Annotated in this window: 21 protein-coding genes; 15 read left to right on the top strand and 6 right to left on the bottom strand. The window is 73.8% G+C overall.

All coding sequences use genetic code 11. The annotated features are described in order from the left end of the window. Positions 1–127: 127 nt before the first annotated feature. The gene (locus tag ACIRB7_RS26860) at positions 128–1,513 is read left to right on the top strand and encodes an NAD(P)/FAD-dependent oxidoreductase (protein ID WP_403603347.1); all 1,386 of its coding nucleotides are present in this window, start codon (positions 128–130) and stop codon (positions 1,511–1,513) included. Positions 1,514–1,883: 370 nt separating this feature from the next. Here ACIRB7_RS26860 and ACIRB7_RS26855 read toward each other — a convergent pair whose 3' ends face one another. After that, entirely contained in the window at positions 1,884–3,572 is a 1,689-nt protein-coding gene (locus tag ACIRB7_RS26855; RefSeq protein WP_403603346.1) for a regulator, read from the bottom strand. A 288-nt stretch (positions 3,573–3,860) separates the two neighbouring features. On the opposite strand from ACIRB7_RS26855, the gene lipB reads away from it, so the two are divergent. The 4 genes from lipB (at position 3,861) to ACIRB7_RS26835 (ending at position 7,040) form a co-directional block, all read left to right on the top strand. Next, positions 3,861–4,670 carry a lipoyl(octanoyl) transferase LipB gene (gene lipB, locus ACIRB7_RS26850; protein WP_403603344.1) on the top strand — a complete coding sequence of 270 codons (810 nt, stop codon included), beginning with the start codon at positions 3,861–3,863 and terminating at the stop codon, positions 4,668–4,670. Between the two features lie 115 nt (positions 4,671–4,785). Continuing rightward, a complete protein-coding gene (gene lipA, locus ACIRB7_RS26845; RefSeq protein WP_403603342.1) occupies positions 4,786–5,739 on the top strand; it encodes a lipoyl synthase in 954 nt (317 codons plus the stop codon). 370 nt (positions 5,740–6,109) lie between these two features. Continuing rightward, positions 6,110–6,325, top strand: coding sequence for a hypothetical protein (locus ACIRB7_RS26840; protein WP_030208220.1), 216 nt, complete (start codon positions 6,110–6,112; stop codon positions 6,323–6,325). A gap of 10 nt (positions 6,326–6,335) precedes the next feature. After that, positions 6,336–7,040, top strand: coding sequence for a DUF4191 domain-containing protein (locus tag ACIRB7_RS26835; protein ID WP_403603340.1), 705 nt, complete (start codon positions 6,336–6,338; stop codon positions 7,038–7,040). Between the two features lie 70 nt (positions 7,041–7,110). On the opposite strand, the gene ACIRB7_RS26830 is transcribed toward ACIRB7_RS26835, so the two are convergent. After that, complete coding sequence (locus ACIRB7_RS26830; RefSeq protein ID WP_403603338.1) at positions 7,111–7,578, bottom strand: RDD family protein; 468 nt, start codon at positions 7,576–7,578, stop codon at positions 7,111–7,113. Between the two features lie 244 nt (positions 7,579–7,822). Between ACIRB7_RS26830 and glnA the strand changes: the two genes are divergently transcribed. Further along, positions 7,823–9,247: a type I glutamate--ammonia ligase gene (gene glnA, locus ACIRB7_RS26825; protein ID WP_351220323.1), complete on the top strand. Its 1,425-nt coding sequence runs from the start codon at positions 7,823–7,825 to the stop codon at positions 9,245–9,247. 87 nt (positions 9,248–9,334) lie between these two features. On the opposite strand, the gene ACIRB7_RS26820 is transcribed toward glnA, so the two are convergent. Continuing rightward, positions 9,335–9,610, bottom strand: a complete 276-nt coding sequence (locus tag ACIRB7_RS26820; protein ID WP_403603335.1) for a hypothetical protein — start codon at positions 9,608–9,610, stop codon at positions 9,335–9,337. 147 nt (positions 9,611–9,757) lie between these two features. Between ACIRB7_RS26820 and ACIRB7_RS26815 the strand changes: the two genes are divergently transcribed. Next, on the top strand, positions 9,758–10,117 hold the full coding sequence (locus tag ACIRB7_RS26815) for an ArsC/Spx/MgsR family protein (RefSeq protein ID WP_403603333.1): 360 nt from the start codon (positions 9,758–9,760) through the stop codon (positions 10,115–10,117). Between the two features lie 14 nt (positions 10,118–10,131). Next, positions 10,132–11,526 carry a PLP-dependent aminotransferase family protein gene (locus ACIRB7_RS26810; RefSeq protein WP_403603331.1) on the top strand — a complete coding sequence of 465 codons (1,395 nt, stop codon included), beginning with the start codon at positions 10,132–10,134 and terminating at the stop codon, positions 11,524–11,526. Here ACIRB7_RS26810 and ACIRB7_RS26805 read toward each other — a convergent pair. Continuing rightward, the gene (locus tag ACIRB7_RS26805) at positions 11,523–12,440 is read right to left on the bottom strand and encodes a Gfo/Idh/MocA family protein (protein ID WP_403603329.1); all 918 of its coding nucleotides are present in this window, start codon (positions 12,438–12,440) and stop codon (positions 11,523–11,525) included. The two genes, ACIRB7_RS26810 and ACIRB7_RS26805, sit on opposite strands and share 4 nt — an antisense overlap. A 241-nt stretch (positions 12,441–12,681) precedes the next feature. Between ACIRB7_RS26805 and ACIRB7_RS26800 the strand changes: the two genes are divergently transcribed. The 4 genes from ACIRB7_RS26800 (at position 12,682) to ACIRB7_RS26785 (ending at position 17,390) form a co-directional block, all read left to right on the top strand. Then, entirely contained in the window at positions 12,682–14,139 is a 1,458-nt protein-coding gene (locus ACIRB7_RS26800) for a hypothetical protein (RefSeq protein ID WP_403603327.1), read from the top strand. After that, entirely contained in the window at positions 14,136–15,308 is a 1,173-nt protein-coding gene (locus tag ACIRB7_RS26795) for an ARPP-2 domain-containing protein (RefSeq protein ID WP_403603325.1), read from the top strand. Before ACIRB7_RS26800 ends, ACIRB7_RS26795 begins: the two co-directional genes overlap by 4 nt. Positions 15,309–15,448: 140 nt before the next feature. Beyond that, positions 15,449–16,480 (top strand): glutamine synthetase, encoded by a 1,032-nt coding sequence (gene glnII, locus ACIRB7_RS26790; protein ID WP_403603323.1) that lies wholly within the window; start codon positions 15,449–15,451, stop codon positions 16,478–16,480. Between the two features lie 358 nt (positions 16,481–16,838). Then, positions 16,839–17,390, top strand: coding sequence for a winged helix-turn-helix domain-containing protein (locus ACIRB7_RS26785; RefSeq protein WP_403603321.1), 552 nt, complete (start codon positions 16,839–16,841; stop codon positions 17,388–17,390). Here the strand turns inward: ACIRB7_RS26785 and ACIRB7_RS26780 are convergent, their stop codons facing one another. Both ACIRB7_RS26780 and ACIRB7_RS26775 read right to left on the bottom strand, forming a co-directional pair. Beyond that, positions 17,391–18,827 (bottom strand): PepSY-associated TM helix domain-containing protein, encoded by a 1,437-nt coding sequence (locus ACIRB7_RS26780; RefSeq protein WP_403603319.1) that lies wholly within the window; start codon positions 18,825–18,827, stop codon positions 17,391–17,393. A gap of 44 nt (positions 18,828–18,871) precedes the next feature. Next, complete coding sequence (locus ACIRB7_RS26775) at positions 18,872–19,531, bottom strand: hypothetical protein (RefSeq protein ID WP_403603317.1); 660 nt, start codon at positions 19,529–19,531, stop codon at positions 18,872–18,874. A gap of 244 nt (positions 19,532–19,775) precedes the next feature. Here ACIRB7_RS26775 and ACIRB7_RS26770 point away from each other — a divergent pair, with 244 nt between their 5' ends. The 3 genes from ACIRB7_RS26770 (at position 19,776) to ACIRB7_RS26760 (ending at position 24,151) form a co-directional block, all read left to right on the top strand. Continuing rightward, a complete protein-coding gene (locus ACIRB7_RS26770) occupies positions 19,776–20,780 on the top strand; it encodes an NAD-dependent epimerase/dehydratase family protein (protein ID WP_403603315.1) in 1,005 nt (334 codons plus the stop codon). A 182-nt stretch (positions 20,781–20,962) separates the two neighbouring features. Further along, positions 20,963–21,757 (top strand): tyrosine-protein phosphatase, encoded by a 795-nt coding sequence (locus tag ACIRB7_RS26765; RefSeq protein WP_403603313.1) that lies wholly within the window; start codon positions 20,963–20,965, stop codon positions 21,755–21,757. Between the two features lie 84 nt (positions 21,758–21,841). Further along, the gene (locus ACIRB7_RS26760) at positions 21,842–24,151 is read left to right on the top strand and encodes a hypothetical protein (protein WP_403603311.1); all 2,310 of its coding nucleotides are present in this window, start codon (positions 21,842–21,844) and stop codon (positions 24,149–24,151) included. Positions 24,152–24,201: the final 50 nt, after the last annotated feature.

The following is a 24,201-nucleotide window of genomic DNA, read 5'->3' as shown; positions in this document are numbered from 1 at the left end:
CCGGTGCGCGCGGCTGGCACCCGCGGGGGTGCTGCCTAGGCTCGACCCGAACCGCGAACTCGGGCATTCCGGGGGCCCGTTGGGGGCATAGGCCTCCCACCGGCCGCGCCGACCTGGGGAGGGGCACGTGCTCAGCAGCGCAGACAGCGCAAGGACCGCACAGCGTACGGACGTCGTGGAGGCCGCGGAGGCCGTCGACGTCGTCATCGTGGGAGCCGGGGTCGCGGGGCTCGCGGCCGCCCACCGGCTGACCGGCGCGGGGCTCTCCGTCGCCGTCCTGGAGGCGGAGTTCCGGATCGGGGGCCGGATGGCGACCGAGGCCGTCGACGGGTTCCTGCTCGACCGGGTCGGGCCGGTGCTCACCCTGTCGCAGGAGGAACTGCGGGCCACCCCGGGGCTGGACGGCCTCGTGCTGCGCCCGTTCGCACCGGGGGTGCTCGTGCACAGCGACGGCCGGTACGCGCGGTGGGGCGCTCCGCATCCGCGGCGGGCCGTCGGAACGGCCAGGAGTGGGGGGTCCCGGAGCGTGGGGGGAGCATTCAGTGTGGCGCGCGCCCTCGCGAGCGCCCCCCGTCATCCGGCGGCCTCGCTCGACCAGGCGCGGCTCGGCGCCTCCCTGGTCCGGCTCGCCGCGACGCCGACGCAGCGTCTCCTGGCCCGGCCGGAGCGGACCGCGCGGGAGGCCCTCACCGCCCGGCTGCCCGCCAGGACCGTGCAGGGGGTGTTGCGGCCGCTGCTCGCGGCGCTCCTCGGCGACCCGGACCTCGGGGTGTCGAGCCGCCACGCGGACCTGGCGCTCCGTGCGTTCGCCCGGGGCTGGGCGGCTGTCCCCGAGGGGGGTTCGGGGGCGCTGCCGGAGCGGCTCGCCGCCGCGCTGCCGCCGGGGACGGTCCGTACCGGTGTACGGGTCACGGAGGCGTCCATCGCGCGGGTCACGACGGCGGAGCACGGGGTGTTCCGGTGCCGTTCGGTGGTGCTCGCCACGGGGGCGCGGACGGCGGCCGCGCTGCTTCCGGGCCTGCGGACGCCTGCCTTCCACGCCGTGACGGTGCTGCACCACACGGCGCCCGTGGCGCCCACCGGGGACCCGACGCTGCTCCTGGAGGCCGACCCGGGCGGGCCGGTGGCGCACACCGCTGTGATGAGCGCGGTCGACCCGCGGCGCGCGCCGGAGGGACGGGCGCTGATCACCTCGACGGTGCTGGGAACGCCGCCGGACGACACGGAGCGGCGGGTCCGCAAGCACCTCGCGACGCTGTACGGCACGTCGACGGACGAGTGGGAGCTGCTCGGGCTGCGTCACACGCGGGACGCGTTCCCGGCGATGACGCCGCCACACGACGCGGACCGCTCGGTCCGGCTGCTGTCGGGCCTCTACGTCTGCGGCGACCACCGCGCGACGAGCACGCTCCAGGGGACCCTCACGTCGGGCACTCGCGCCGCGCAGGCGCTCCTGAGGGACCTGGGCGTACGCGTAGGCCGGGAGGAGAGCCCGTACAGCGAGGCGGCGTGACCCCACACGGGCCTCACGCGGCCCCGCCGGACCAGGAGGCCCGCCGCCGGGTTGTGGGCATCTGTTCCGCTGGGGCGGCACGGGTGGGCACAACCCACGACGGCGCCGCACCCGTGGTGCACGTTCAGGCCCAGGAGCCTAGGCCCGGCAAGGGGGCGCCGTCCCGTGTGCCCACCCGTCCCGCCCTGCGGGACGATTGCCCACACGGTGGGGGGGGGCGGGCGGGCGCGGGCCCAGGCGGGGCACAGCGGGGCCCCCGACCGCAGGCCTAGCGGGCGGCCACAGCGGGCCCCCGGGTCCGGTGCGGCGCGGGCCCGGGGGCCGCGCGGTGGCGGCCCGCCCTGGCCTCGGGCCCCGAGGGCAGGGGCCGTCAGCCGATGGCTGCTACGCGGTCTCGGTACGTGCGGGCCGCCGCCGCGTCGCGGTACGGCTCCAGGCGTCGTTCGAAGTCGCGTACGTACTCCACCGCCCGCGCCGACCTCATCTCCGACGCCTGCTGCGCCGCCTCCGCCCCCAGCGCGCACGCCTGGTCGAGTTCGCCGAGGGCGAGCCGGGACGTGGCCAGGACGACCCGGCAGAAGAGCCGGCTGCGGGCGAAGCCGGGCGCGCGCAGCTGGAGGGCACGTTCGGCGTGCTGGGCGGCGGAGCGGTACTGCTGGAGGTCCCGGTGGCAGTGCCCGAGCTCGTCGGCGAGCTGGGCCTCGTCGAACATCCGGGCCCAGTACGGCACCTCGTCCCCGGGCCGCGCCGCTTCGAGCGCCCGCTCGGCCCGTACGAGCGAGGCGCTGCACACGCGCGCCTCGCCGAGGACCGCGTGCCCCCGCGCCTCCACCGCGTGCAGCATCGCCTGAACAACGGGCGGCGCCGCGGGCCCCACGCCCTGCTGGGCGACCCGCGCGAGCTGCACGGCCTCCCTGCCGTGGCCGAGGTAGACGGCCTGGCAGCTCATGGTGAGGAGCACGTACGAGCCGTAGGCCCGGTCCCCGGCGGCCTGGGCGAGACGCAGCGCCTGGACGAAGTAGCGCTGGGCGAGACCGTGGGCGGCGATGTCGTACGACGTCCAGCCCGCGAGCCGGGTGAGGTCGGCCGCGGCGGCGAAGAGGCGCCGCCCCACCGCCTCCCCGTACGTGCCGCGCAGCATCGGCTCGGTCTCGTGCTCCAGGTACCGGACGAGGGCCTGACGGGCGTGGCCACCGCCGTAGGCGTGGTCGAGGGTGCGGAAGAGTTCGGCGACCGAGCGGAGGGCCGCGATGTCGCCGCTGGAGACCCGCTGACCGGGCCCCCGGTCCGTACCGCGCTGCCGTGGCACGGAGAAGCGACCCTGCGCCGGAACCCGGAGGTCGTGGGGGGCCCGGGGGTCGTGGGACGCCCGGAGGTCGTGGGAGGCCCGGGCGTCGTGCGGGCCACGCGCGTCGTGGGAGGCCCGGGGGTCATGCGGGACCCGCGTGTCGTGCGGCGCCCGGGGGTCGTGCGAGACGCGCGTGTCGTGCGGTGCCCGGGGGTCGTGCGAGCCCCGCGAGTCGTGCGTCGGCCGTGCCTCCGCGCTCACGCTCATACGCGCCGTCGCCGGCGACGGCGACGTCCGAGGACCCGGCGGCGCCTCCCCGCGTGCCACCCGGTCGTCGGCCCGGCCGATCAGCCAGTCGCGGCTGGGGACGACCAGGCCCGCCGGCGTGAAGGCGATCTTGCGGAGTTCGGCATGGCTGCCGGAGTCCTTGCGCCACAGGCCGCTGACGATGTCGACCGCTTCCTCGGGGGTCGCGGCGAACTCCAGCCCCGCGTACACGGGCGCGCAGGCGTCCAGGCCGAGGTCCTGGGCGGAGAGACGGCGGCCGAGACGCCGGGTGAAGACCTCGGCGATGAGCGCGGGCGTGGTGCCGCGCGGCTGCTGCCCGCGGAGCCAGCGGGTCACGGAGGTCTTGTCGTACCGCAGGTCGAGACCGTGTTCGAGGCCGAGCTGGTCCACCCGTCTCGCGAGCCCCGCATGGGAGAACCCGGCTTCGGCGATGAGCGCGGCGAGCTGGCGGTTCGGGATGCGCTGCGGTGGTCGTTCCGTCATCAGCTGTGCGGTCTCCTGCCTTCCGGGTCCGGGCGGCAGCCCCGTCGGACCCTCATGGAACGGCGCGAATTTAGCGGTCCTCACGGCCCGTACCGCCACCTTCGCCCCACATTCATCCGATCGTGTGAGGATTGACGGCACCGCTGACGTAGGCGCCCCCGTCCACCTGCCGGAGGGGTGTCCCCGCCACCGCCGTACAGTGGCATGGGCGCGAATGACGCATCGGTGCCGAGCCGGCCCGGGATGATCCCCGGTCCCCGGCCCCGGCGCCCAGGAGGAGGCATGGCCGTGAGTGAGCTGCGATTCGTCCGCCTTGGGTTCGGCGAGGAAGCCGTCGACTACCAGGTGGCCTGGGACAAGCAGCGCGAGGTGCACGCCGCGCGGTTCGCGGACGAGATCGACGACACCTGCCTGCTCCTCGAGCATCCGCCGGTCTACACGGCCGGCCGGCGTACGGCGGAGAGCGAGCGCCCGCTCGACGGGACGCCGGTGGTGGACGTCGACCGCGGCGGCAAGATCACCTGGCACGGCCCCGGCCAGCTCGTCGGCTACCCGATCATGAAGCTGCCCCGCCCGGTGGACGTCGTCGCGCACGTCCGCCGCCTGGAGGACGCGCTGATCCGCACGGCCGCCGAGTTCGGCGTGGAGACCAGTCGGGTCGAGGGCCGCAGCGGGGTCTGGGTCCTCGGTGACCCGGTGGAGCAGCGCCCCGCGCTCGGCGGACTCTCGCTCGACTTCGACCCGCGTCTGAACGACGAGGAGTTCGACCCGCGCCTGAACGGCCCCGAGTACGCTCCGTCCAACGCCGGCCAGCGCCGCGAGGACCGCAAGCTCGCCGCCATCGGCATCCGGGTCGCCAAGGGCGTCACGATGCACGGCTTCGCACTCAACGTGAACCCGGACAACGCGTGGTTCGACCGGATCATCCCGTGCGGCATCCGCGACGCGGGCGTGACCTCGCTCGCCAACGAGCTGGGCCGGGACGTCTCGATCGCGGACGTGCTGCCCGTGGTGGAGCGCCACCTGCGGGAGGTGCTCGAACAGGCGGACCTGAAGCCGCGCGAGATCGAGCGTCCGGTGGAGACGGCCTCGGCCTGAGGAACGCCCTGAAGGAATGCGGGGCGCTGGCCAGAGGTTGGCCAGACGTAGTAAGGCATGGGAAGCAACGGCGTACCCTGGTGTGCGCCGAAGAATCGAAGCTACAGGAGCCGATGTGTCCGCAGTCGCACCCGACGGACGCAAGATGCTGCGCCTGGAGGTCCGGAACGCCCAGACCCCCATCGAGCGCAAGCCCGAGTGGATCAAGACCCGGGCGAAGATGGGGCCCGAGTACACGAAGATGCAGGGCCTCGTGAAGAGCGAGGGTCTGCACACGGTCTGCCAGGAGGCGGGCTGTCCCAACATCTTCGAGTGCTGGGAGGACCGCGAGGCGACCTTCCTCATCGGCGGTGACCAGTGCACCCGGCGCTGTGACTTCTGCCAGATCGACACGGGCAAGCCCGAGGCCCTCGACCGTGACGAGCCGCGCCGCGTGGGCGAGTCCGTCGTCACGATGGACCTGAACTACGCCACCATCACGGGCGTCGCGCGCGACGACCTGGAGGACGGCGGCGCCTGGCTGTACGCGGAGACCGTGCGCCAGATCCACCAGCAGACGGCTGAGCGCGCCGAGGGCCGTACGAAGGTCGAGCTGCTCGCGCCCGACTTCAACGCGGTGCCGGAGCTCCTGGCGGAGGTCTTCGCCTCCCGCCCCGAGGTCTTCGCGCACAACGTGGAGACGGTGCCGCGGATCTTCAAGCGGATCCGTCCCGGTTTCCGTTACGAGCGTTCGCTCGACGTCATCACCCAGGCGCGGGACTACGGTCTGATCACGAAGTCGAACCTGATCCTCGGCATGGGCGAGACCCGCGAGGAGGTCAGCGAGGCGCTCCAGCAGCTGCACGACGCGGGCTGCGAGCTGATCACGATCACCCAGTACCTGCGCCCCTCGGTCCGGCACCACCCGGTGGAGCGCTGGGTGAAGCCGCAGGAGTTCGTGGAGCTGAAGGAGGAGGCCGACGAGATCGGCTTCTCCGGCGTGATGTCGGGCCCACTGGTCCGTTCCTCGTACCGCGCGGGGCGTCTGTACAAGCAGGCGATGGAGAAGCGCAGCCGAGCTGAAGCGTAGGTTGCGGGTCCGCCCGAGGAACGAGGGCGGGCACGCGGCCGGAGCGGTAGCGAGGCGGAGCTCGACCAGAAGATCGGAGAAGCGCGGTGCCGTGGACAACGCCACCCAGGCTGTGTGAATCCGAGCACAAGTAGTTACCGGTCAGTAGTGGCCGGATCCGGCGCGGCCCGTACGCTCCCGCAGCTCAGCGGGGACGCACGGGCCGCGTCGGCGTCCGGGGTACGGCCGCTCGGCCGCATCAACCTTTCATCAGTGTTGACCACCGGGTCACGCCCTGGTAACACCAATCTGTGAGCCTGGTTTCACTCACCGCCACCTCCTGCTCACACCCCCGCCTCGTCTCACCCGCAATCGAGGGAGGACCCCGCCCATGCCGGCCGCATCGACGCACGTCCGCGTCACCGCGATCCCGTCCGTCACCGACGCCCTGAAGGCCGTGGAGGCACTGCTCCTCGGCGCCGGGCAGCGCACCGCACGGCGCAACGCCTGGAATTCCGTCCTGGAGGACCGGCGCCGCGCCAAGGACCGGGTCGAGGCCCAGCACGTGATGGAGGTCGCGTCGGGCCGGACTTCCCGGGCCACGTAAACTTCAGGACATGGCGAGGAAGGCAAACACGGGCAGCGCTGACGCTGCGAACCAGGGGCGGCTCAAGCAGATCGCCCTCACGTACAAGATGACCCGAAAGGCCGACCCTAAGGTCGGACTTGTCGTCGCAGGCGTGGGCATCGTCGTACTCGGTGTCCTCCTCGCGATCGGCTTCCTGATCGGGCACCCGGTCTACCTGGGCATCCTGGGCTTCGTCCTGGCGCTCCTGGCGGCGGCCATCGTGTTCGGGCGGCGCGCCGAGCGCGCGGCCTTCGGACAGATGGAGGGACAGCCGGGCGCGGCGGCGGCGGTCCTGCAGAACGTCGGGCGCGGCTGGACGACGACCCCCGCGGTCGCGATGAACCGCAGCCAGGACGTCGTCCACCGGGCGGTCGGCCGGGCCGGCATCGTCCTGGTGGCCGAGGGCAACCCGAATCGGCTCAAGCCGCTGCTGGCGGCTGAGAAGAAGCGGATGAGCCGCGTCGTGGTGGACGTGCCGGTGCACGACATCATCGTCGGCGACGGCGAGGGCCAGGTGCCGCTGAAGAAGGTCCGTACGACCATGCTCAAGTTGCCTCGGGTGCTCACCGGCCCGCAGGTGACGGCGGCCAACGACCGGCTGCGGGCGATGGGCGACCTGATGAGCAACATGCCGCTGCCGAAGGGTCCGATGCCGAAGGGCATGCGGATGCCGCGGGGCGGAAAGATGCGCTGACGCGCCCGACCGACTACATGAGAAGGGCCCCGGACCACACGGTCCGGGGCCCTTCTCGCGTACGGGGTGCTCAGATGCGGACCTGGACGGCGCCGGAGAGGCGGTCGTGGAGGCCGCGCCCGTCACGGTCCCAGATGAGGGCCGGGATCGCCAGGCAGACGAGCAGGGAGCGGAGCGCCACGCGCGGCAGGCCGAGGCGGCCGCCGCGCACCGAGACGACCCCGAGGCCGAAGAGTCGCTTGCCGGGCGTCGAGCCGATGGTGCCGACCGTCAGCACGCTCAGGACCAGGAGGATGCCGAGGGCCCAGTTGCCCGTCGCCTGGTTGTAGCCGTCGGTGATCAGGCCGTATGCGATCAACGTACAGAGGGCCCAGTCGACGGCGAGGGCGCCGAGGCGCCGCCCGGGGCGGGCGATGGAACCGGGGCCCTCCTCGGGCAGCCCCAGCTGCTGACCGCGGTAGCCGAAGTCGACGCCTGCGTCCTCGGCCGCCGCGCGGGGGCCGGAGAGCCAAGATCCGAGTGCTTGCCTGTTGTCCACCCGACCACGGTACTGCGCCCGTTTTTGATCACTTCCGCCCGGGTCGGCGAACACGGGCCGAATCGGGCGCCGGGCGGGCCCGGGCACCGGAACGGCACCCACCCCGGTTAACTTCGACGAAACAAATGGGTCATGCTTGAGAAATCCCGTCTGCCTATGGTCGGGTCCAGCGTGTGCCACCGCACTGGCCGCACGACCGAGCTGCAAGCCCGCCCCTCCCCGGGCCGGGAGTAGGAGGAGTTGGATGTCCGAGAAGCACGGGTTCCAGAACGCCGACGAGGTCCAGAAGTTCATCAAGGACAACGACGTCAAGATGGTCGACGTCCGCTTCTGCGACCTTCCGGGCGTGATGCAGCACTTCACGATCCCCGCGACGGCGTTCGACCCGTCCGAGGAGCTCGCCTTCGACGGCTCGTCGATCCGCGGCTTCCAGGCCATCCACGAGTCCGACATGGCGCTCCGCGCCGACCTGTCGACGGCCCGCGTGGACCCCTTCCGCCGCGACAAGACGCTGAACATCAACTTCTTCATCCACGACCCGATCACGGGCGAGCAGTACAGCCGTGACCCGCGGAACATCGCGAAGAAGGCGGAGGCGTACCTCGCCTCCACCGGCATCGCCGACACCGCGTACTTCGGCCCGGAGGCGGAGTTCTACGTCTTCGACTCGGTCCGCTTCGAGACCTCCGCGAACCAGGGCTTCTACCACATCGACTCCGAGGCCGGCGCCTGGAACACCGGTGCGGAGGAGAACAACCGCGGCTACAAGGTCCGCTACAAGGGCGGCTACTTCCCGGCCCCGCCGGTCGACCACTTCGCCGACCTGCGCTCCGAGATCTCCCTGGAGCTGGAGAACGTCGGCCTCCAGGTCGAGCGCCAGCACCACGAGGTCGGCACCGCCGGCCAGGCCGAGATCAACTACAAGTTCAACACGCTGCTCGCCGCGGCCGACGACCTGATGCTCTTCAAGTACATCGTGAAGAACGTCGCCTGGCGCAACGGCAAGACCGCCACCTTCATGCCGAAGCCGATCTTCGGCGACAACGGCTCGGGCATGCACGTCCACCAGTCGCTGTGGGCGAACGGCGACCCGCTGTTCTACGACGAGACGGGCTACGCGGGCCTCTCGGACACCGCCCGCTACTACATCGGCGGCATCCTCAAGCACGCCCCGTCGCTGCTCGCCTTCACCAACCCGACGGTGAACTCGTACCACCGCCTGGTCCCGGGCTTCGAGGCACCGGTCAACATGGTGTACTCGCAGCGCAACCGCTCCGCGGCCATGCGCATCCCGATCACGGGCTCGAACCCGAAGGCCAAGCGCGTCGAGTTCCGCGCGCCGGACCCGTCCTCGAACCCGTACCTCGCCTTCTCGGCGCTGCTCCTCGCGGGCCTCGACGGCGTCAAGAACAAGATCGAGCCGATGGAGCCGATCGACAAGGACCTGTACGAGCTGGCTCCCGAGGAGCACGCCAACGTCCCGCAGGTCCCGACCAACCTGGAGGCCGTCCTCTCCGCCCTGGAGGCGGACAACGAGTACCTCCAGGCCGGCGGTGTCTTCACCTCCGACCTGATCGAGACGTGGATCGACTACAAGCGCACGAACGAGATCGCCCCGATCCAGCTGCGCCCGCACCCGCACGAGTTCGAGCTGTACTTCGACCTCTAAGCCGCGGACGGCCACGTGACGAAGGCCGCCGCCCCGGAACCCGGGGCGGCGGCCTTCGCCGTTTCGCGGAGCGGGTCAGCTCGCCCGTCAGCGGCCGTAGCGGATGAACGTGCGGACCATGCGGCAGGTCGTGTCCGAGGGCGGGTGGATGCCGAGCTGGGTGGCCGTGGTGCGTATCGTCGCGTTCGTGGCTTTCGACGGGACGTAGACGCCGGCGTCGAGGAGGGCGATCGCGAGGCGCATGGCCTTCAGGCGCCGGTTGTGCGTCACGTACCACTCGCGGGGGCGGCCCGCGGGAAGGGGCTTCCTCTGGAGGGGCTTCCAGGGTTCGATGGACGGCGTCCGGATCACGGCGAGAGCCATGGGCTACCTCCTGGCGAACGGTGGTGGGGGCCCTCCCCGGGACCCTCACCTTCACCCCCCATTCTAGTGGCCCCCACTGACAATCACCCCTGGCCAGACAGGGTTTGAGGGGTAGTGGAGGAAGGTTCGGCGGGTACCGTGGTGCGCATGGAGATCTGGATCAATCCCGCCTGTTCCAAGTGCCGCAGCGCCCTCACCCTTCTCGACGCCGAGGGGGCCGACTACACCGTGCGGCGCTATCTGGAGGACGTGCCCTCGCCGGAGGAGATCTCGCGCGTGCTCGAGCGGCTCGGGCTTGAGCCCTGGGACATCGCCCGGACCCAGGAGGCCGTCGCCAAGGAGCTCGGGGTGAAGGAGTGGCCCCGGGACGCCGACAACCGCGACCGGTGGATCGAGGCGCTCTCCGCGCACCCCAAGCTGATCCAGCGGCCGATCATCACCGCCGAGGACGGTACCGCCGTCGTCGGCCGATCCGAGGAGGCCGTGCGGGACGCGCTGTCCCGCTGACACGGAGCGAGGACATGGTGCTCGGGAGCGACCTGCATCTGGAGCTCGGCGCCGGTGGGGGGCGGCGGGCCGCGCTCATCGGGGCCCTGCGCGACGCCGTGCGCCGCGGGCGGCTCGCCCCCGGGACCCGGCTGCCGCCCTACCGGGCGCTCGCCGCCGACCTCGGGATCGCCCGGAACACCGTCGCCGACGCGTACGCCGAGCTGGTCGCCGAAGGCTGGCTCACCTCCCGGCAGGGCTCCGGGACCCGCGTCGCCGACCGGGTCGCCGCGCCCGCCCCCGGGCCCGTGCGGACCGCCTCGCCGCCGCCGCTCCCGTACGACCTCGTCCAGGGCAAGCCCGACCCCGGTGCCTTCCCCCGCGCGGCCTGGCTCGCGGCGGCCCGGCGGGCCCTGACGGACGCACCGCACGAGGCCTTCGGGATCGGCGACCCGCAGGGCCGGATCGAACTGCGCCGGGCCCTCGTCGAATACCTCGCGCGGGTACGGGGCGTGCGGACCTCCCCGGACCGGATCGTGATCTGCTCGGGCGCCGCGCACGCCCTGCGGCTGCTCGCGCCCCTGCTCGGCACGGCGGCCCCCTGGGCGGTCGAGGCCTACGGGCTCCCCTTCCACCGCGGGCTCCTCGCCGGGGCCGGCGTCACCACGGTGCCGGTGGCCGTCGACGAGGACGGGGCGCGGGTCGGGGAGATCCCCCGCCACGCGGGCGCGGTGCTGCTCACCCCCGCCCACCAGTTCCCCACCGGAGGGCCGCTGCATCCCGAGCGCAGGGCCGGCGTCCTGGAGTGGGCGCGGGCCTCCGGTGGCCTGGTCGTCGAGGACGACTACGACGGGGAGTTCCGCTACGATCGGCGGCCGGTCGGCGCCGTCCAGGGCCTCGACCCCGAACGGACCGTCTTCGTCGGCTCCGTCAGCAAGAGCCTCTCCCCCGCGCTCCGGATCGGCTGGATGTGCCTGCCGGCGGCGCTCGTCGACGGGGTCGTCGCGGCAAAGGGCGAGCGCGAGCCGTACGCCTCCGCGACGGAACAGCTCACCCTCGCGGACTTCCTCGCCGCCGGCGCCTACGACCGGCACGTCCGGCGGATGCGGCAGCGGCACCGGGGGCGGCGCGACCGGCTGACGGCGGCGCTCGCGGAGCGGGTGCCGGGGGTACGGGTGACGGGGATCGCCGCCGGTCTGCACGCCGTCCTCGAGCTGCCCCTCGGCACGGAGGCAGCCGCGCTCGACGCGGCGGCCCGGCACGGGGTCGCCGTGGAGGGCCTCGCCTCCTACCGTCACCCCGAGGCCCCTGACCCGGCCCACCCGGACGGCCTGGTCGTCGGCTACGCCACCCCGCCGGAACGGCTGTACGGGGCGGCCCTCGACGCGTTGTGCGAGGCGCTGCGGGATGCGCTGCGGGACGGGACCTAGCGCGTCGTCGCGCCCCCCGCCGCCTCCCTCTCCGCCTCCGTCAGGATCTCCGTCAGGCGCAGGCCGAAGCGGGCGTCGCACGCGTGGGGTTCTCCTGTGCGGGCCGCCGTGACGAGGGCGTCCACGGCCGCGCCGAAGGCGTCCACCGCGCCGTCCCAGCGGGGCAGTTCGGCCCTGCCCCCGCTGCCGTACAGCGTGAGGGCCGCCTCCGCCGCCTCCGGTGGGGCGCTGAGGGTGAGGGTGGCGGTGCTGCTCGCGCCCGAGGTGTGCCGCAGGACCAGGTGGTGGGTGTCGCCAGGTCCCGGCACCGCGGTGATCGCCGTGACGTCGCCGAGGACCGGCAGGTAGACCGAGAGGACGTGCGGGCCCACGTCCCACAGGCCGCCCTTCTCCCGCCGCCACGGGGAGGCCGCGTACGCGCTCGCGGAGCCCGGCCCGTAGAGCGAGCCCAGCCAGTGCGCCTCGCCGAGGAACCAGCCGCCGGCCGCCGCCTGTTCCTCGATCCAGCGGGCCGTCGGCTCCGCGAACCGCAGCGTGCAGAAGACCACCGAGGCCACCCCCGCGGCCTCGACCGCCTCGGCCACCTCGCGCGCCCCGGCGACCGTCGTCGCGACCGGCTTGTCGAGGAGGACGTGGCACCCGGCCTCCGCGGCCCGTACCGCCAGCGGGGCCTGCACGTCCGGCGGGAGCGCGAGGGCGACGGCGTCGCTGGCCGCGAAGAGGGCGTCCACGTCGTCGTACGCGCGCGTGCCGGACGCGGCGGCGAGCGCGGCCGCCGCCTCGGGGCGTCTGCCCCACACCCCGCTGAACTCGATCCCCGGATGCCGGGTGAGCGCGGGCGCGTGCGTGCGGCCGGCCCAGGGGCCGGTGCCGAGAAGTCCGATACGGGGCTTCGCGCCCAGGTGCTTCGCCATGCCCCCAGTCTGCCGGGTGGCAGTGACAACCCGGCCGCCGCCTGTCGTTTCCCGCCTGACGTACCCCGCCTGTCGTTCCCTTCCCTGCCGAAATCCGCTGGCGGTCCTCCCCCCGCCCGGTGTTAGCGTTTCCGGGCCGGCCGCGGGACTCCGGTGCGACTTCCGGAACCTGCCTCTGAAGCAACGTCTTCGCTGTTCGTGCCCTCATTCCCCGGCCGGCGCCCACAAGAAGGGGAGAGCCTTGTCCGAGCTCGTCGCCGCCGAGGACGTGCTCCTCTTCGTGAACGCCGCCGTGACCGCCACCGGTCAGCGCGAGTTCCGTTCCACCGCCGCCGCGCAGCACTTCTCGCTCCGCTTCGTCCACGAGTACGTACGGGTCAACTACCGGCCCGTGTACGCCGCCGCCCTCGCGCTCGACATCAACCACCACAACGCCGCCCTCATCGTCGAGCAGCTGCTGCGCACCGCCGACGAGGCGGGCGGGGCCGAGGAGAAGCGGGCCGAGGGGCGGCTGATCGCCGCGCGGCTCGCGCTGCTCCCGCCGCAGCGGGTCTACCGGCTGTTCCGCGCGCTGCGCTCGGCCGGGGTCAACAACCGGCGTACGCGCGCGATCACGCGCGCGTGGCTGGCGGCCCGCCCCGATCCGGCCCTGGACGCCGTGAAGTACCGGAGCGGTCTGAAGGCCGCCCTGCGGCACGTCCACGGGCGTCTGCCCGATCCCGAGACGGGTGACTTCCTCTTCGCACCGGGCCGCCGGGTCCGGTACGAGAACCAGACGCTCGACGCGTTCCGCCGGGCCCGCTACGAGCAGGGCGCGCTGTACGAGCTGCCGTTCACGGTCGCGGAGGGGTTCGCCGCGAAGCACGGCGTGCCGCGCGCGGTGTTCCTTGAGCGGATCGCGCCCCGGATGACCCGTCTCGAACAGCTCCGGACGGAACGGGCCGCCGATCTGTCGGTGATGCCGCTGACCCGTCTCGCCCTGTACGTCCTCTCGCTGCCGTTCGGCGAGCGGGTGGAGCGGCGGGCCGAGCTGACGGGTGCGCTGCGGGCGGCGGCCCGGCGCGCGGCGGGCCCGTACGCCGGGAGCTGGGGGCGGGTCGCGGCCGTGCTCGACGACAGCTTCTCCTCCTCGGGTTCGGCGGTGAAGCGGCGCCGTCCGCTGGCCGTGGCGCTCGGTTGCCACTACCTCCTGGAGGCCCTCGCGGCGCCGGGGGCGTACACCCCGCTGTGGACCTCGGGCGGCAGCGATCCGCTGCTCGTGCGGCCGTACGGGCCGACCCCGCTGGGCCTGCGGATCCTCGACGCGCTGGAGAGCGGCCCCGACCGGCTCGTGATCGTGTCGGACGGCTGGGACAACGCCCCGCCGGGGCTCGCGGGCGAGGTGCTGCGGGTGTGGCGGACGCGGCTCGATCCGGAGCGGCGGACGAGCGTGACGCACCTGAACCCCGTATACGACGCGGAGGGGTTCGACGTACGGCGGCTCGCCCCGAGCGTGCCCGCCGCCGGGATCCGGGACGCGGAGGATCTGGCGGCGCTCGTGGAGATCGCGCAGTTCGCCGAGGGGCGGACGGGGTTCGCGGAGCTGCGGGCCTATCTGGACCGGCGGGTGGAGCTGTTCCTGGGGGCGACGGAGGACGGGGCCGGAGGATCGGCGGGAGACGGGGCCGGGGAATCGGCGGGAGAGGGGGCCGGGGGATGACCCGGATCGATCTGACCGGGCTTGACGTGCGGCCGGCGCAGGTGTGGGGCGGGGTGCGGCTCGTGCCGCTGGTGCGGACCGAGCCGGTGCCGGGGCTGCGGCTGAGCCGCGAGGTCTACGAGGGGTTCGGGGCCGTGGATCTGCCCGACCGCACCACCTACACCTCGTACATCCCGCACGGTTTCGTCGCCGACTGGACGGGGACCGAGGCGGGGACGGGGCAGGGGCCGGGCGCGGAGTCCGCCGCGTACGGGACCCGGCTCGGCGGGGAGGGGGCGCCGCCCTCCTGTGTGCCCGTGCGCCGGATCCAGCGGATGGCCAAGCGCCGCCAGGGGGAACGGAGACTGCGGTTCCTGCCGCTGCACCTCGCCCTGGAGGGGTATCTCGCGCTGCACTTCGGCGGTCCTTCCGTGGTCTGGGACGACTGGTCGCGCGAGGCGCTGCGGCACGGGCTCTCGCCGCGTGCCGAGGCGGCGTACGCGGGGTGGACGGTGCCGGGGCTCGCGGAGGCGCTGCGGATCTTCGAGCTCCACCCGGGGCAGTGCGGCATGCTCCTGTACGTGGCCGACGCGCTGGCCGCGGCCTTCGTGGCGCCGCACCCGGACGACTACCGGCTGCTGCATCCGACGCTCGTGGAGGACCTGTACGGGGAGCTCGTGCACCAGTACGCGTACTACGGCGGGCCCGTGCCCGAGTTCACGGCGCGGATCCGGGACGGGGCCGGCGGCATCCGTACCCTCGCCGACCTGCGGGCGGCGGCCCGGGAGCAGGAGCGGGCCTGGGCGGTGGCGCACGACGGGCTGATGGCACGGGACCTCATGGAGACCTCGTACGCCTTCGAACGGGTGTACCGGGCGGGTCCTTTTGACCTGCACCGGTTCCTGCCGCCGTTCCAGCGCGGCGGGCGGGAACAGCACATCGGCGAGCTGATCACCGACCGCAAGGGCCGGGCGGCCTATCTGAAGACGTTCCGGCTGTCGGAGAACCAGATCCGGAAGGGTCATCTGCTCCAGCGGCTGGCCTCCTGCGACTGGCACCTGGAGCGGACCGCGGAGGCGCTCGGGACCTCGTACGCGGAGATGGTGATGCGGGTGCGGGGCGCGGGGCTCGACGCGCTCCTGGACGCGCACACCGTCGCACAGCGGCTGCGGGAAAAACAGGAAAGCTGAGTAACACGGGGTTCACATTCGGGCAACCGACGGGAAATGCCGTGTTGCGAAGCTGCGACCGGACACAGACACACCGCAGCTTCTCGCAGCGCCGCGAGCCGTTGCGATTCCCGCAGCAGCACGCCCAAAGGATGAGGCCCGTGACCTTCAAGGCTGAGTACATCTGGATCGACGGCACCGAGCCGACCGCGAAGCTTCGTTCGAAGACGAAGATCATCGTGGGCGGCGGCGCCGCGCTCGACGAGCTGCCGATCTGGGGCTTCGACGGTTCCAGCACGAACCAGGCCAAGGGCCACGCCTCGGACCGCGTCCTCAAGCCGGTCTTCGTCTGCCCGGACCCGATCCGAGGCGGCGACGACATCCTGGTGCTGTGCGAGGTCCTCAACACGGACATGACGCCGCACGAGTCCAACACGCGTGCCGCGCTCGCCGAGGTCGCCGCGAAGTACGCCGCGCAGGAGCCGATCTTCGGCATCGAGCAGGAGTACACCTTCTTCGAGGGCGACCGCCCGCTCGGCTTCCCCGTCGGCGGCTTCCCCGCCGCGCAGGGCGGCTACTACTGCGGCGTCGGCTCGGACGAGATCTTCGGCCGTGACGTCGTCGAGGCGCACCTGGAGAACTGCCTCACCGCGGGTCTGGGCATCTCCGGCATCAACGCCGAGGTCATGCCGGGCCAGTGGGAGTTCCAGGTCGGCCCGCTGGCTCCCCTCACGGTCTCGGACCAGCTGTGGGTGGCCCGCTGGCTGCTGTACCGCACGGCCGAGGACTTCAAGATCTCCGCGACCCTGGACCCGAAGCCGGTGAAGGGCGACTGGAACGGCGCGGGCGCGCACACCAACTTCTCCACGAGGGCGATGCGCGAGGGCTACGACGCGATCATCACCGCCGCCGAGTCCCTGGGCGAGGGCTCGAAGCCGCTCGACCACGTCAAGAACTACGGCGCCGGCATCGACGACCGCCTCACCGGTCTGCACGAGACCGCCCCGTGGGACCAGTACTCCTACGGTGTCTCGGACCGCGGCGCCTCGGTCCGCATCCCGTGGCAGGTCGAGCAGGACCAGAAGGGCTACATCGAGGACCGTCGCCCGAACGCGAACGTGGACCCGTACGTGGTGACCCGCCTCCTGGTGGACACCTGCTGCGAGGCCCTGGAGAAGGCCGGCCAGGTCTGATCCCGCTGTTCTTCCTTCCGGAAGGGGCGCCCACCGTTTCGTACGGTGGGCGCCCCTTCCGGCATGTGGTCAGGACGACACGGATTCCGGCCGGTTGAGGGCTGCTCACCGGCATTCCCTTCTGGTTGAATAGGGATATGGCCATCACACGGAACGACAGCGCGACGGGTCGTCACGACCTCGAGCCGTTCTGGCCTTCCCGGCAGCATCATGACTTCGACCGGGTGTGTTGCCGCGCGAGGAACGCGTCGGCCCTCTAAAGCCCCGATCGGTACGGTCCGATCCACGGCCTTCGGCCGACGCGCACGACGTACGACTCCTGTCCGTCCGTTTCTCCGCGCGAAAGAGCTGATCTCCCATGGCCCCCACCGCTCACACCACCGCTCACGCCCAGAGTGCTTCCCTCACGGCCGTCCGTCCCGGGCGGCACCGGCTGCGCGCCGTCGACCCCGACGAGGACGTCGCCTTCGCCCGGGTCGCCGACTTCCTGCCGCCCGGCGCCACTTGGCTGCCCGCTCCCCCGCACACCCTGCCGACGCTGCCCGGGCGGCCGCCGATGGTCGGATACCTGGTTCTCGTACCGGCCGATCAGCAGCAGCCGGAGCCCGCCGCCGCCCCGGTGGAGGCCCAGGGGCCCGTCGCCGTCGACGGCGTCCGGCGGATCGCCGTCGTGGACGGGCAGGCGCTCGACCTCACCTATCTGGAGTTCGAGCTGCTCGCCCATCTCGTGGCGAACCCCCACCGGGTGCACACCCGCGACCAGTTGGTCACCACCGTGTGGGGGTACGGGCACGTCGGCGACGGGCGTACGGTCGACGTGCACGTGGCCCGGCTGCGTCGCAAGCTGGGCGCCGAGCACCGCCACACGATCCAGACCGTGCGGCGGGTCGGCTACAAGTACACACCTTGATCAGCTCGTTCGCGACCTCGCCCGAAGCCTGGACGCCACGCCCAGGGCGAGGTCCGCCGCCAGGAACAGCAGCAGGCTGAGGCCGAGCAGCGGGACGAACCAGGCCACGAGCGCCGCGCCCGCCGCGAGGGGCAGCAGCAGGGTCACCGGGACGCGTCGCCACGCCCCGCGCGCCGCCGGGCGGCCCGGGCGGCGCAGCCACCACATGCGGTAGCCCCAGAGGATCAGCAGGATCAGGGCGAGCGCCAGCGCCGCGAGCGCCAACTGGTTGAACAGGCCCAGGAAGACCCCGGTGTGGGCGTCGATGCCTATCCGGGTGAGCTTCGCGAGCAGCGGGTGGTCGGCGAAGGCGAGCCGGTCGAGGACGGCTCCGTCGGCCGGGTTCACGGCGACGGAGTCCAGCTGGAGCGGGAACTGCGTGTCGGTCTCCTTGACCACGTACCCCTTGCCCTCGACGGGCAGGACCACCGAGATCCTCGGGCTGTCGATGCCGGCCTCGCGGGCCGCCGCGAGCGCCCTGTCGAGGCCGATGTCCGGGCCCTGGGCGGTGGCGCCGCCGCCGGTGTGGGACCCGCCGTGGCCCTCGTGCTCCGAGGGGCCGCCGGCCGCTCCGCCGACGGTCGCGGAGAGCGTGGGGGTGGCGCCGCCGAGACCGTCCTGGACCGCGCCGATGTTCTCGCCCGCGTACCGCGACCAGGTCAGGCCCGTCGCGGAGAGCAGGACGAGTCCGGTGACCGCCCACAGGCCGACCGAGCCGTGCCAGGACAGCGTGCGGCGGCGCGAGGCCGGGCCGCCCTCGGGGACGAACAGGGCGCGGCGGTTCCCGCGGCGCCTGCCGAGCCAGAGCAGCAGGCCGCCGAGCGCGATGACCCAGAGCCAGCTCGCGGCGAGTTCGCTGTAGTTGCGGCCCAGGTCACCGAGGTGCAGATCGCGGTGCAGGCCGTCGATCCAGGTGCGCAGCGGGAGTGCGCCGGAGCCGCCGTAGCTGGGCAGCTGCCCGCGTACGTCTCCGGTGTACGGGTCCACGAAGACGGCCAGCGAGGTGCCCTCGGGGACGTCGGGGTCGGCCATCAGGACCCGGGTGGTCGCCCCGGGTTCGGCGCCGGGCCAGACGGCGGTGACGGTGCCGTTCGGGTTGACCTTGCGGGCGATGTTCACCTGCTGGGACAGCGGCAGGGCCGTCTCGCCGACGGGGACCTCCAGCTCGTGCGCGTACACCACCTTCTCGGCCTGGAAGGAGAGCGCGTAGAGCAGGCCGCTGGCCGCGGCCACGAGGAGGAACGGGGCGACGAGGACGCCCGCGTAGAAGTGGAGGCGGAGGACGAGGGGGCGCAGGGCGCTCCAGGTCCCGGGCTTGTGGGAGGCGGGAGCGGCGGGGGTGGCTTCCGACGGTGGCGCCTCGGGGGTTTCCGGGCGTGCGGGATCGTCGATGGTCATGACTGTCCTAGGACTCGGTGCAGACAGGGGGAAGGACCCCCGGGTCAGACGTGTGCTCCGAGGGCCGTGGCGCGGGGTGGGGACAGCCGGGGCGGGCCGCGCCGGGACAGGGCGTGCGCGAGGACGACGGTGTGCGGCCGGTGGGGGGTCCGCCGGGACCGGCGGACCGGGAGGCGCGGGGCCTCGGGCACGCGCACGCGTGCGGACAGCAGGCGCAGGGGGGTGAAGGCGTACGCGAGGGCGGCTCGGGCCAGCGTGAAGAACGCGGCCTCGCCGTGGGCCAGCCAGAGTCCGCAGAGGACCGCGGCGATCAGGTGCACGGCGAGCATGCCGGCGCCGGGGGCCATGGCCGGGTCGAGGACGGCGGAGTCGAGGACGGCGGGATCGAGGACGGCTGGGTCCGTTACGACGGGGGTGCCGCCGTGCGTGGGGTGGGTGGCGCCGTACGTGGCGGGGGTGCCGCCGTCTGTCGCGTGGGTGGCGTGCGTCGCCGCGTCGTGCGGGTGGGTCGTCGGTCCGTGGCCCGTGTCCCCGGCATGGGAACCCGCCGCAGAGAAGATCAGGTGCAGGGCGCCCTGGAGGGCGAACAGCGCTCCCGCGATCGTCGGCGCGCCCCGGCGGCGGCCCGCCGCGGCCCACGCGGCGGCCGCCGTCACGGCGAAGGTGCCGAGCAGCGCGGGCGCCGGGAGCTGGTGGTCAGACATGGACGAATGCCCCACCGCGGCCAATGACACGCACACCACCGCGAACAGGGCGGCTCGCAGCGCGCGCAGAGGCGACCGGGCATCCGTCATCGCCCGTCATGGTGTCACCCCTTCGTGCGCCCGACGAGACCCCCTCCCGGTCCGATGAAAATCCTCGCCGGACCGCCGGCGTTCCTCCCGTGGCGGAATCCTCCGGGAGCGGAAAGTCCTGTTCCCGCGCGGGGCCGCCGGAGAGGATCGGATCATGAAGCTACTGATGCTCGGCGGTACGGAGTTCGTAGGTCGCGCGGTCGTCGAGGCGGCGCTCGCGCGGGGCTGGGAGGTGACCGTCTTCCACCGGGGCCGGCACGCGCCGCCGGCGGGGGTCACCTCGCTGCTCGGTGACCGCACCACAGGACCTGACGGACTCGCCGCCCTCGCCGAAGGTTCCTGGGACGCCGTCGTGGACACCTGGTCGGCCGCCCCCTCGGCCGTACGGGACGCGGCCCGGCTGCTCGCAGGACGGGTCGGGCGGTACGCGTACGTGTCGAGCCGTTCCGTGTACGCCTGGCCGCCCGCCGCCGGACTCGCGGAGGACGGGCCGCTGGTGGAGGGTTCGCCGGACGCCGGGGACGTCCCGTACGCGGAGGCGAAGATGGGCGGCGAGCTCGCCGTCACGGACGCCTTCGGCGCGGACCGGGCGCTGTTCGTCCGCGCGGGCCTGATCATCGGCCCGTACGAAAACGTGGGCCGGCTCCCCTGGTGGCTCGGCCGGATCGCGCGCGGCGGCCCGGTCCTCGCGCCCGGGCCCGCCGACCTTCCGCTCCAGTACATCGACGCCCGCGACCTGGCCGAGTGGACGCTCGACGCGGTGGCCGCAGGGCTCTCCGGTCCGTACAACCTCGTCTCGCCGCCCGGGCACACGACCATGGGCGAGCTGCTCGACGCCTGTGTACGGGCGACCGGCTCGGACGCCGAGCTCCGCTGGACCGACCCCGAGGCGCTGCTCGCGGCCGGGGCGGAGCCGTGGTCGGAGCTGCCGGTGTGGCTGCCGCCGGGCGAGATGTACGACGCGATGCACACCGCCGACGTCTCGCGGGCGCTCGCGGCCGGGCTGCGCTGCCGGCCCGCGGAGGAGACGGTCGCCGACACGTGGGCGTGGCTGGAATCGCTGGGCGGGGTCGCGCCGCGCCGGCCGGACCGACCGGAGGTCGGGCTCTCCCCGGAGCGGGAGGCGGAGCTCGTGGCGAAGGTCTCGGCGGGGGCGTAGGCGGGGGCGGCGGCTCGGTGAACGCGTCGACCGGCGCATCGGCGGACGGCCCGTCGGGCGCGTCGGCGATGCTCTCGGCGGAGTGAGGAATCGCCCGGACCTGCCCGAACCGGGGTGATCCCTTACCGTCGAGAACGAACGCGCCGCCGAGGAGCGTGCGTACGAACCGGAGGAGTCGCCGCATGCCCGCCATCCCCGCCGCCTCCGTGGCCAACCTCCGCGATCTCGGCGGTCTGCCGCTCGGCGGCGGGCGTTCCGTCCGTCCCGGCCTGGTCCTGCGCTCCGCGCAGCTCGACCGGCTCGACCCGGCCGAACCGGTCGTGGCCGACCTGGGCATCCGTACAGTCGTCGACCTCCGTACGGAGGTCGAGCGCACCGACCGGCCCGACCGGCTGCCCGCCGGCGCCCGGCACCTCGTCGCGGACGTGCTCGCCGACCACCTGGCCACCAGCGGGCTGCCGCCCGCCGCCCGGCTCAAGGAACTGCTCACCGACCCGGCGCTCGCCGAGGAGTACCTCGGCGGGGGCCAGGTCAGGGCGGCCTTCGCCCAGACCTACCGGACCTTCGTCTCCAGCGACTCCGGGCGCGCCTCGTACCGCGCCCTCCTCACCGAGCTGGGCACTCCGGACGCCGGGCCGCTGCTCTTCCACTGCTCGGCGGGCAAGGACCGCACGGGCTGGGCCGCGACGGTCGTCCTGTGCCTGCTCGGCGCGGACGAGGAGACCGTGCGCAGCGAGTACCTGTCGGCCAACACGGCGGTGCGGCAGGCGTTCGCGCCGATGATCGAGGGCTTCACGGCCCAGGGCGGCGACCCCGACCTCGCGCTCGACCTGATCGGGGTCCTGCCGGAGTACCTGGAGGCGGCGCTCGACGAAGTCGCGGTCCGGCACGGGTCGATGGAGAAGTACGTACGGGAGGGGCTCGGCGTCCCGGACGAGGTCACGAGGGTGATGCGGGAGCGGCTGACGGGTGGTTGAGGGTCTGCGGGGCTCGGGCCCGGGGTGATGGGCTGGGACAACGGGCCGGGGTGACCATCGGAAGAATCGCTCGTTCTGCTGAACGTGAGCACCCAGGATCTCGTCCCCTCGCCCGTGGGTCCCGTCGACGTCGAGCAGGCCGAGGCCGCGCTCGTCGAGCGGTATCCGCGTCTCGTCCGCATCGCGTATCTCGTACTGCCGCCTTCGCTCGGCCGGAACCGCCGGGTCCTGACCGCGCACGCGCTCGTCCAGCGTGCGCTGCCGCGCCGGCGGGTGCCGGGCCCGGCCGTACCGGAGCCGCGGCTCTCGGAGGACGCGGTCGATCCCGGTTACGCGTACGTACGGGCCGAGGTGCTGCGGCAGGCGCTGGTCGCCGGGCTGCCGCTGCGGCGCCTCGCGCTGCCGCGCCGGGCACAGTTCCCGCCGCTGCTCCCGCACGTGTGGGGGCTGCGGTTGTTCCCCCGGGTGGGCGGCGCCGACGAACTCGCCCTGGACCAGCGGCTGTCCCGGCTCTCGGGCCCGGGCCGCGTGGCCTACGTCCTGCGCGGCCTGGAACGCCAGGGCGACCCGGAGGTGCTGCGGGTACTGGCGACGGCCGGGGTCGAGGACCCGACGGCGGCGCTGGCGGAGGCGGATGCCGTGGACGCACTGGCTGACCTGGGCGAACCGGATGAACGGGAGACCGAGGCCCCGACCGGCCCCGCCGCACCCTCCGGACCCACCGGACCCACCGGAGACGCCACGGCCAGGGTCGGCGAACAGGCCGGCCCCGGCCGGGGCGGCGGTCGGCACGGGCAGGGCGCGGGCGGCGTCCGGCCCGGGGCCGGCGCCGGCTCCCCGGGCCCAGCCGGCCGCCCGTCCCGGAACGACCGCGACGGCATCCCGTCCCTGAACGACACCACCGCCCCGGGCCCCGCCAGCACCGGCGGGCCCGTCGGTGGTGCCGTGTACCACGGCCTGCCCCGGGATGCCGGGCGTACCGGGGCCGAGGGCCGCGTAGGGCCCGCTGCCGTCCCCGCGCGCCCCATCCGTCCCCGCCGTCTCAGTGGGGCCGCTCTGCTCGAGTCCGACGAGTTCGATCCCTGTGCGCTTCAGGCGCGGCCCACCGATCTTCTGCGGCGGCGGCAGCACGCCCGGGCCGCGGCGGTCGCCGTCGCCGCGCTCGTCGTGTGCGGGACGCTGCTCGGGCTGCCCGGGGACGGCTGGGGCAGAAACGGTGCGGCAGCGCCCTCGTACGCCCGTAACCCCGCCGCCGAGGCCGCCCTCGACCCCGGCGCGCTCAAGCGGGTCGCCCCGGCGGCCTGGCCCGGTTCGACCCGGCGGGACTTCTCCGTGTGGCCCGCGCGCGGCGGTCTGACCGGTGACAGCGCCCTGCTGCGGCGGGCGCTCGCCGTCTGGGCCAGGCCCGGCGCAGCCGTGCGGTCCTCGGCGACGCCCGGGACCCCGGTGGGTCCGCCGATGGGCCCCCCGCAGCTGCTGTTCGCCGGCGTGGTCGACGGAGCCCGGGTGGTGCTCCTCCACGACGGGCTGCGGGCGGTGCGGTACGCGGAGCCGGTCGAGGGCGCGGCGGGCGCGGCGCTCGACTTCGCGCGGACGGACGGCGCCGACACGGTCGGCTCGGCCGCGCTCGTCCTCTCCCGCGCGGCGGGCAACGTCCGTTATCTGACCGCCCCTTGGGTGAAGGAGACGGTGGTACGGGATCTCCTCGCGCCCGCCAAGGAGCCCTGGCCCCTGGTGCGGGACGCGCACGGGACGACCGAACCCGTGCCGAGTCCCGCCCTGGCGAAGGGCTGCACCCGCTGGAACGTTCTACAGGTGCGCGACGGGTCGGGTCCGCGACTCCTCGCCGACCTGGGCGAGCTGGCCCCCGCCCGGCTCCTGTGGGGCCCGCCGGACGCGCCGGTGGACGCGACGGGCCCGGAGGCGCGGGAGGCGTGGGCCAGGACGGTCTGCCAGCTCACGGCGGTACGCGCGCACGGCGTGCGGTCGGTGCACGCCTGGCAGTTCGCCCGGCAGCCGCTCCCCGAGGGCGCCGGGCGCGGCACCTGGCTGTGCACGCGCGCGGAGACCTGGCGGGGCACGGGCAGCAGGGTCCTCGCCCAGTTCCTGGTCCCGTCGCCCGCCGTCCCGGCCGCGCTCGCGGCCCGCTCCGAGGGTTCACCGGCCTGCGGGGTGCGGGATCCCCGGGTCCTGGCGGGCGTGCTGTGGCAGGCGCCGAGCGGCGGCTGGTACGTCCTGGCGGCGGGCAGTCCCGACTTCACCGCCCTGGAGACCTCGGGCGGTGTGAAGGGCCGGTCGGACGGTCCGGTCCTCGCCGTGAAGGCGGCCGCGGGGGCCCGCGCGGACCTGGACGGCACCCTCCGGGACGGCACACGGGTGGGCGCCCTGAGGTGACCCGCGAGCCCCGCCTGCGGTCGCCCTGGGATGCCCCCGCCAGCGTCACC

The organism is Streptomyces sp. NPDC093795, from assembly GCF_044764665.1.
In the GTDB taxonomy this organism is placed as follows: domain Bacteria; phylum Actinomycetota; class Actinomycetes; order Streptomycetales; family Streptomycetaceae; genus Streptomyces.
This window is presented reverse-complemented; position numbering and strand designations above follow the sequence as displayed.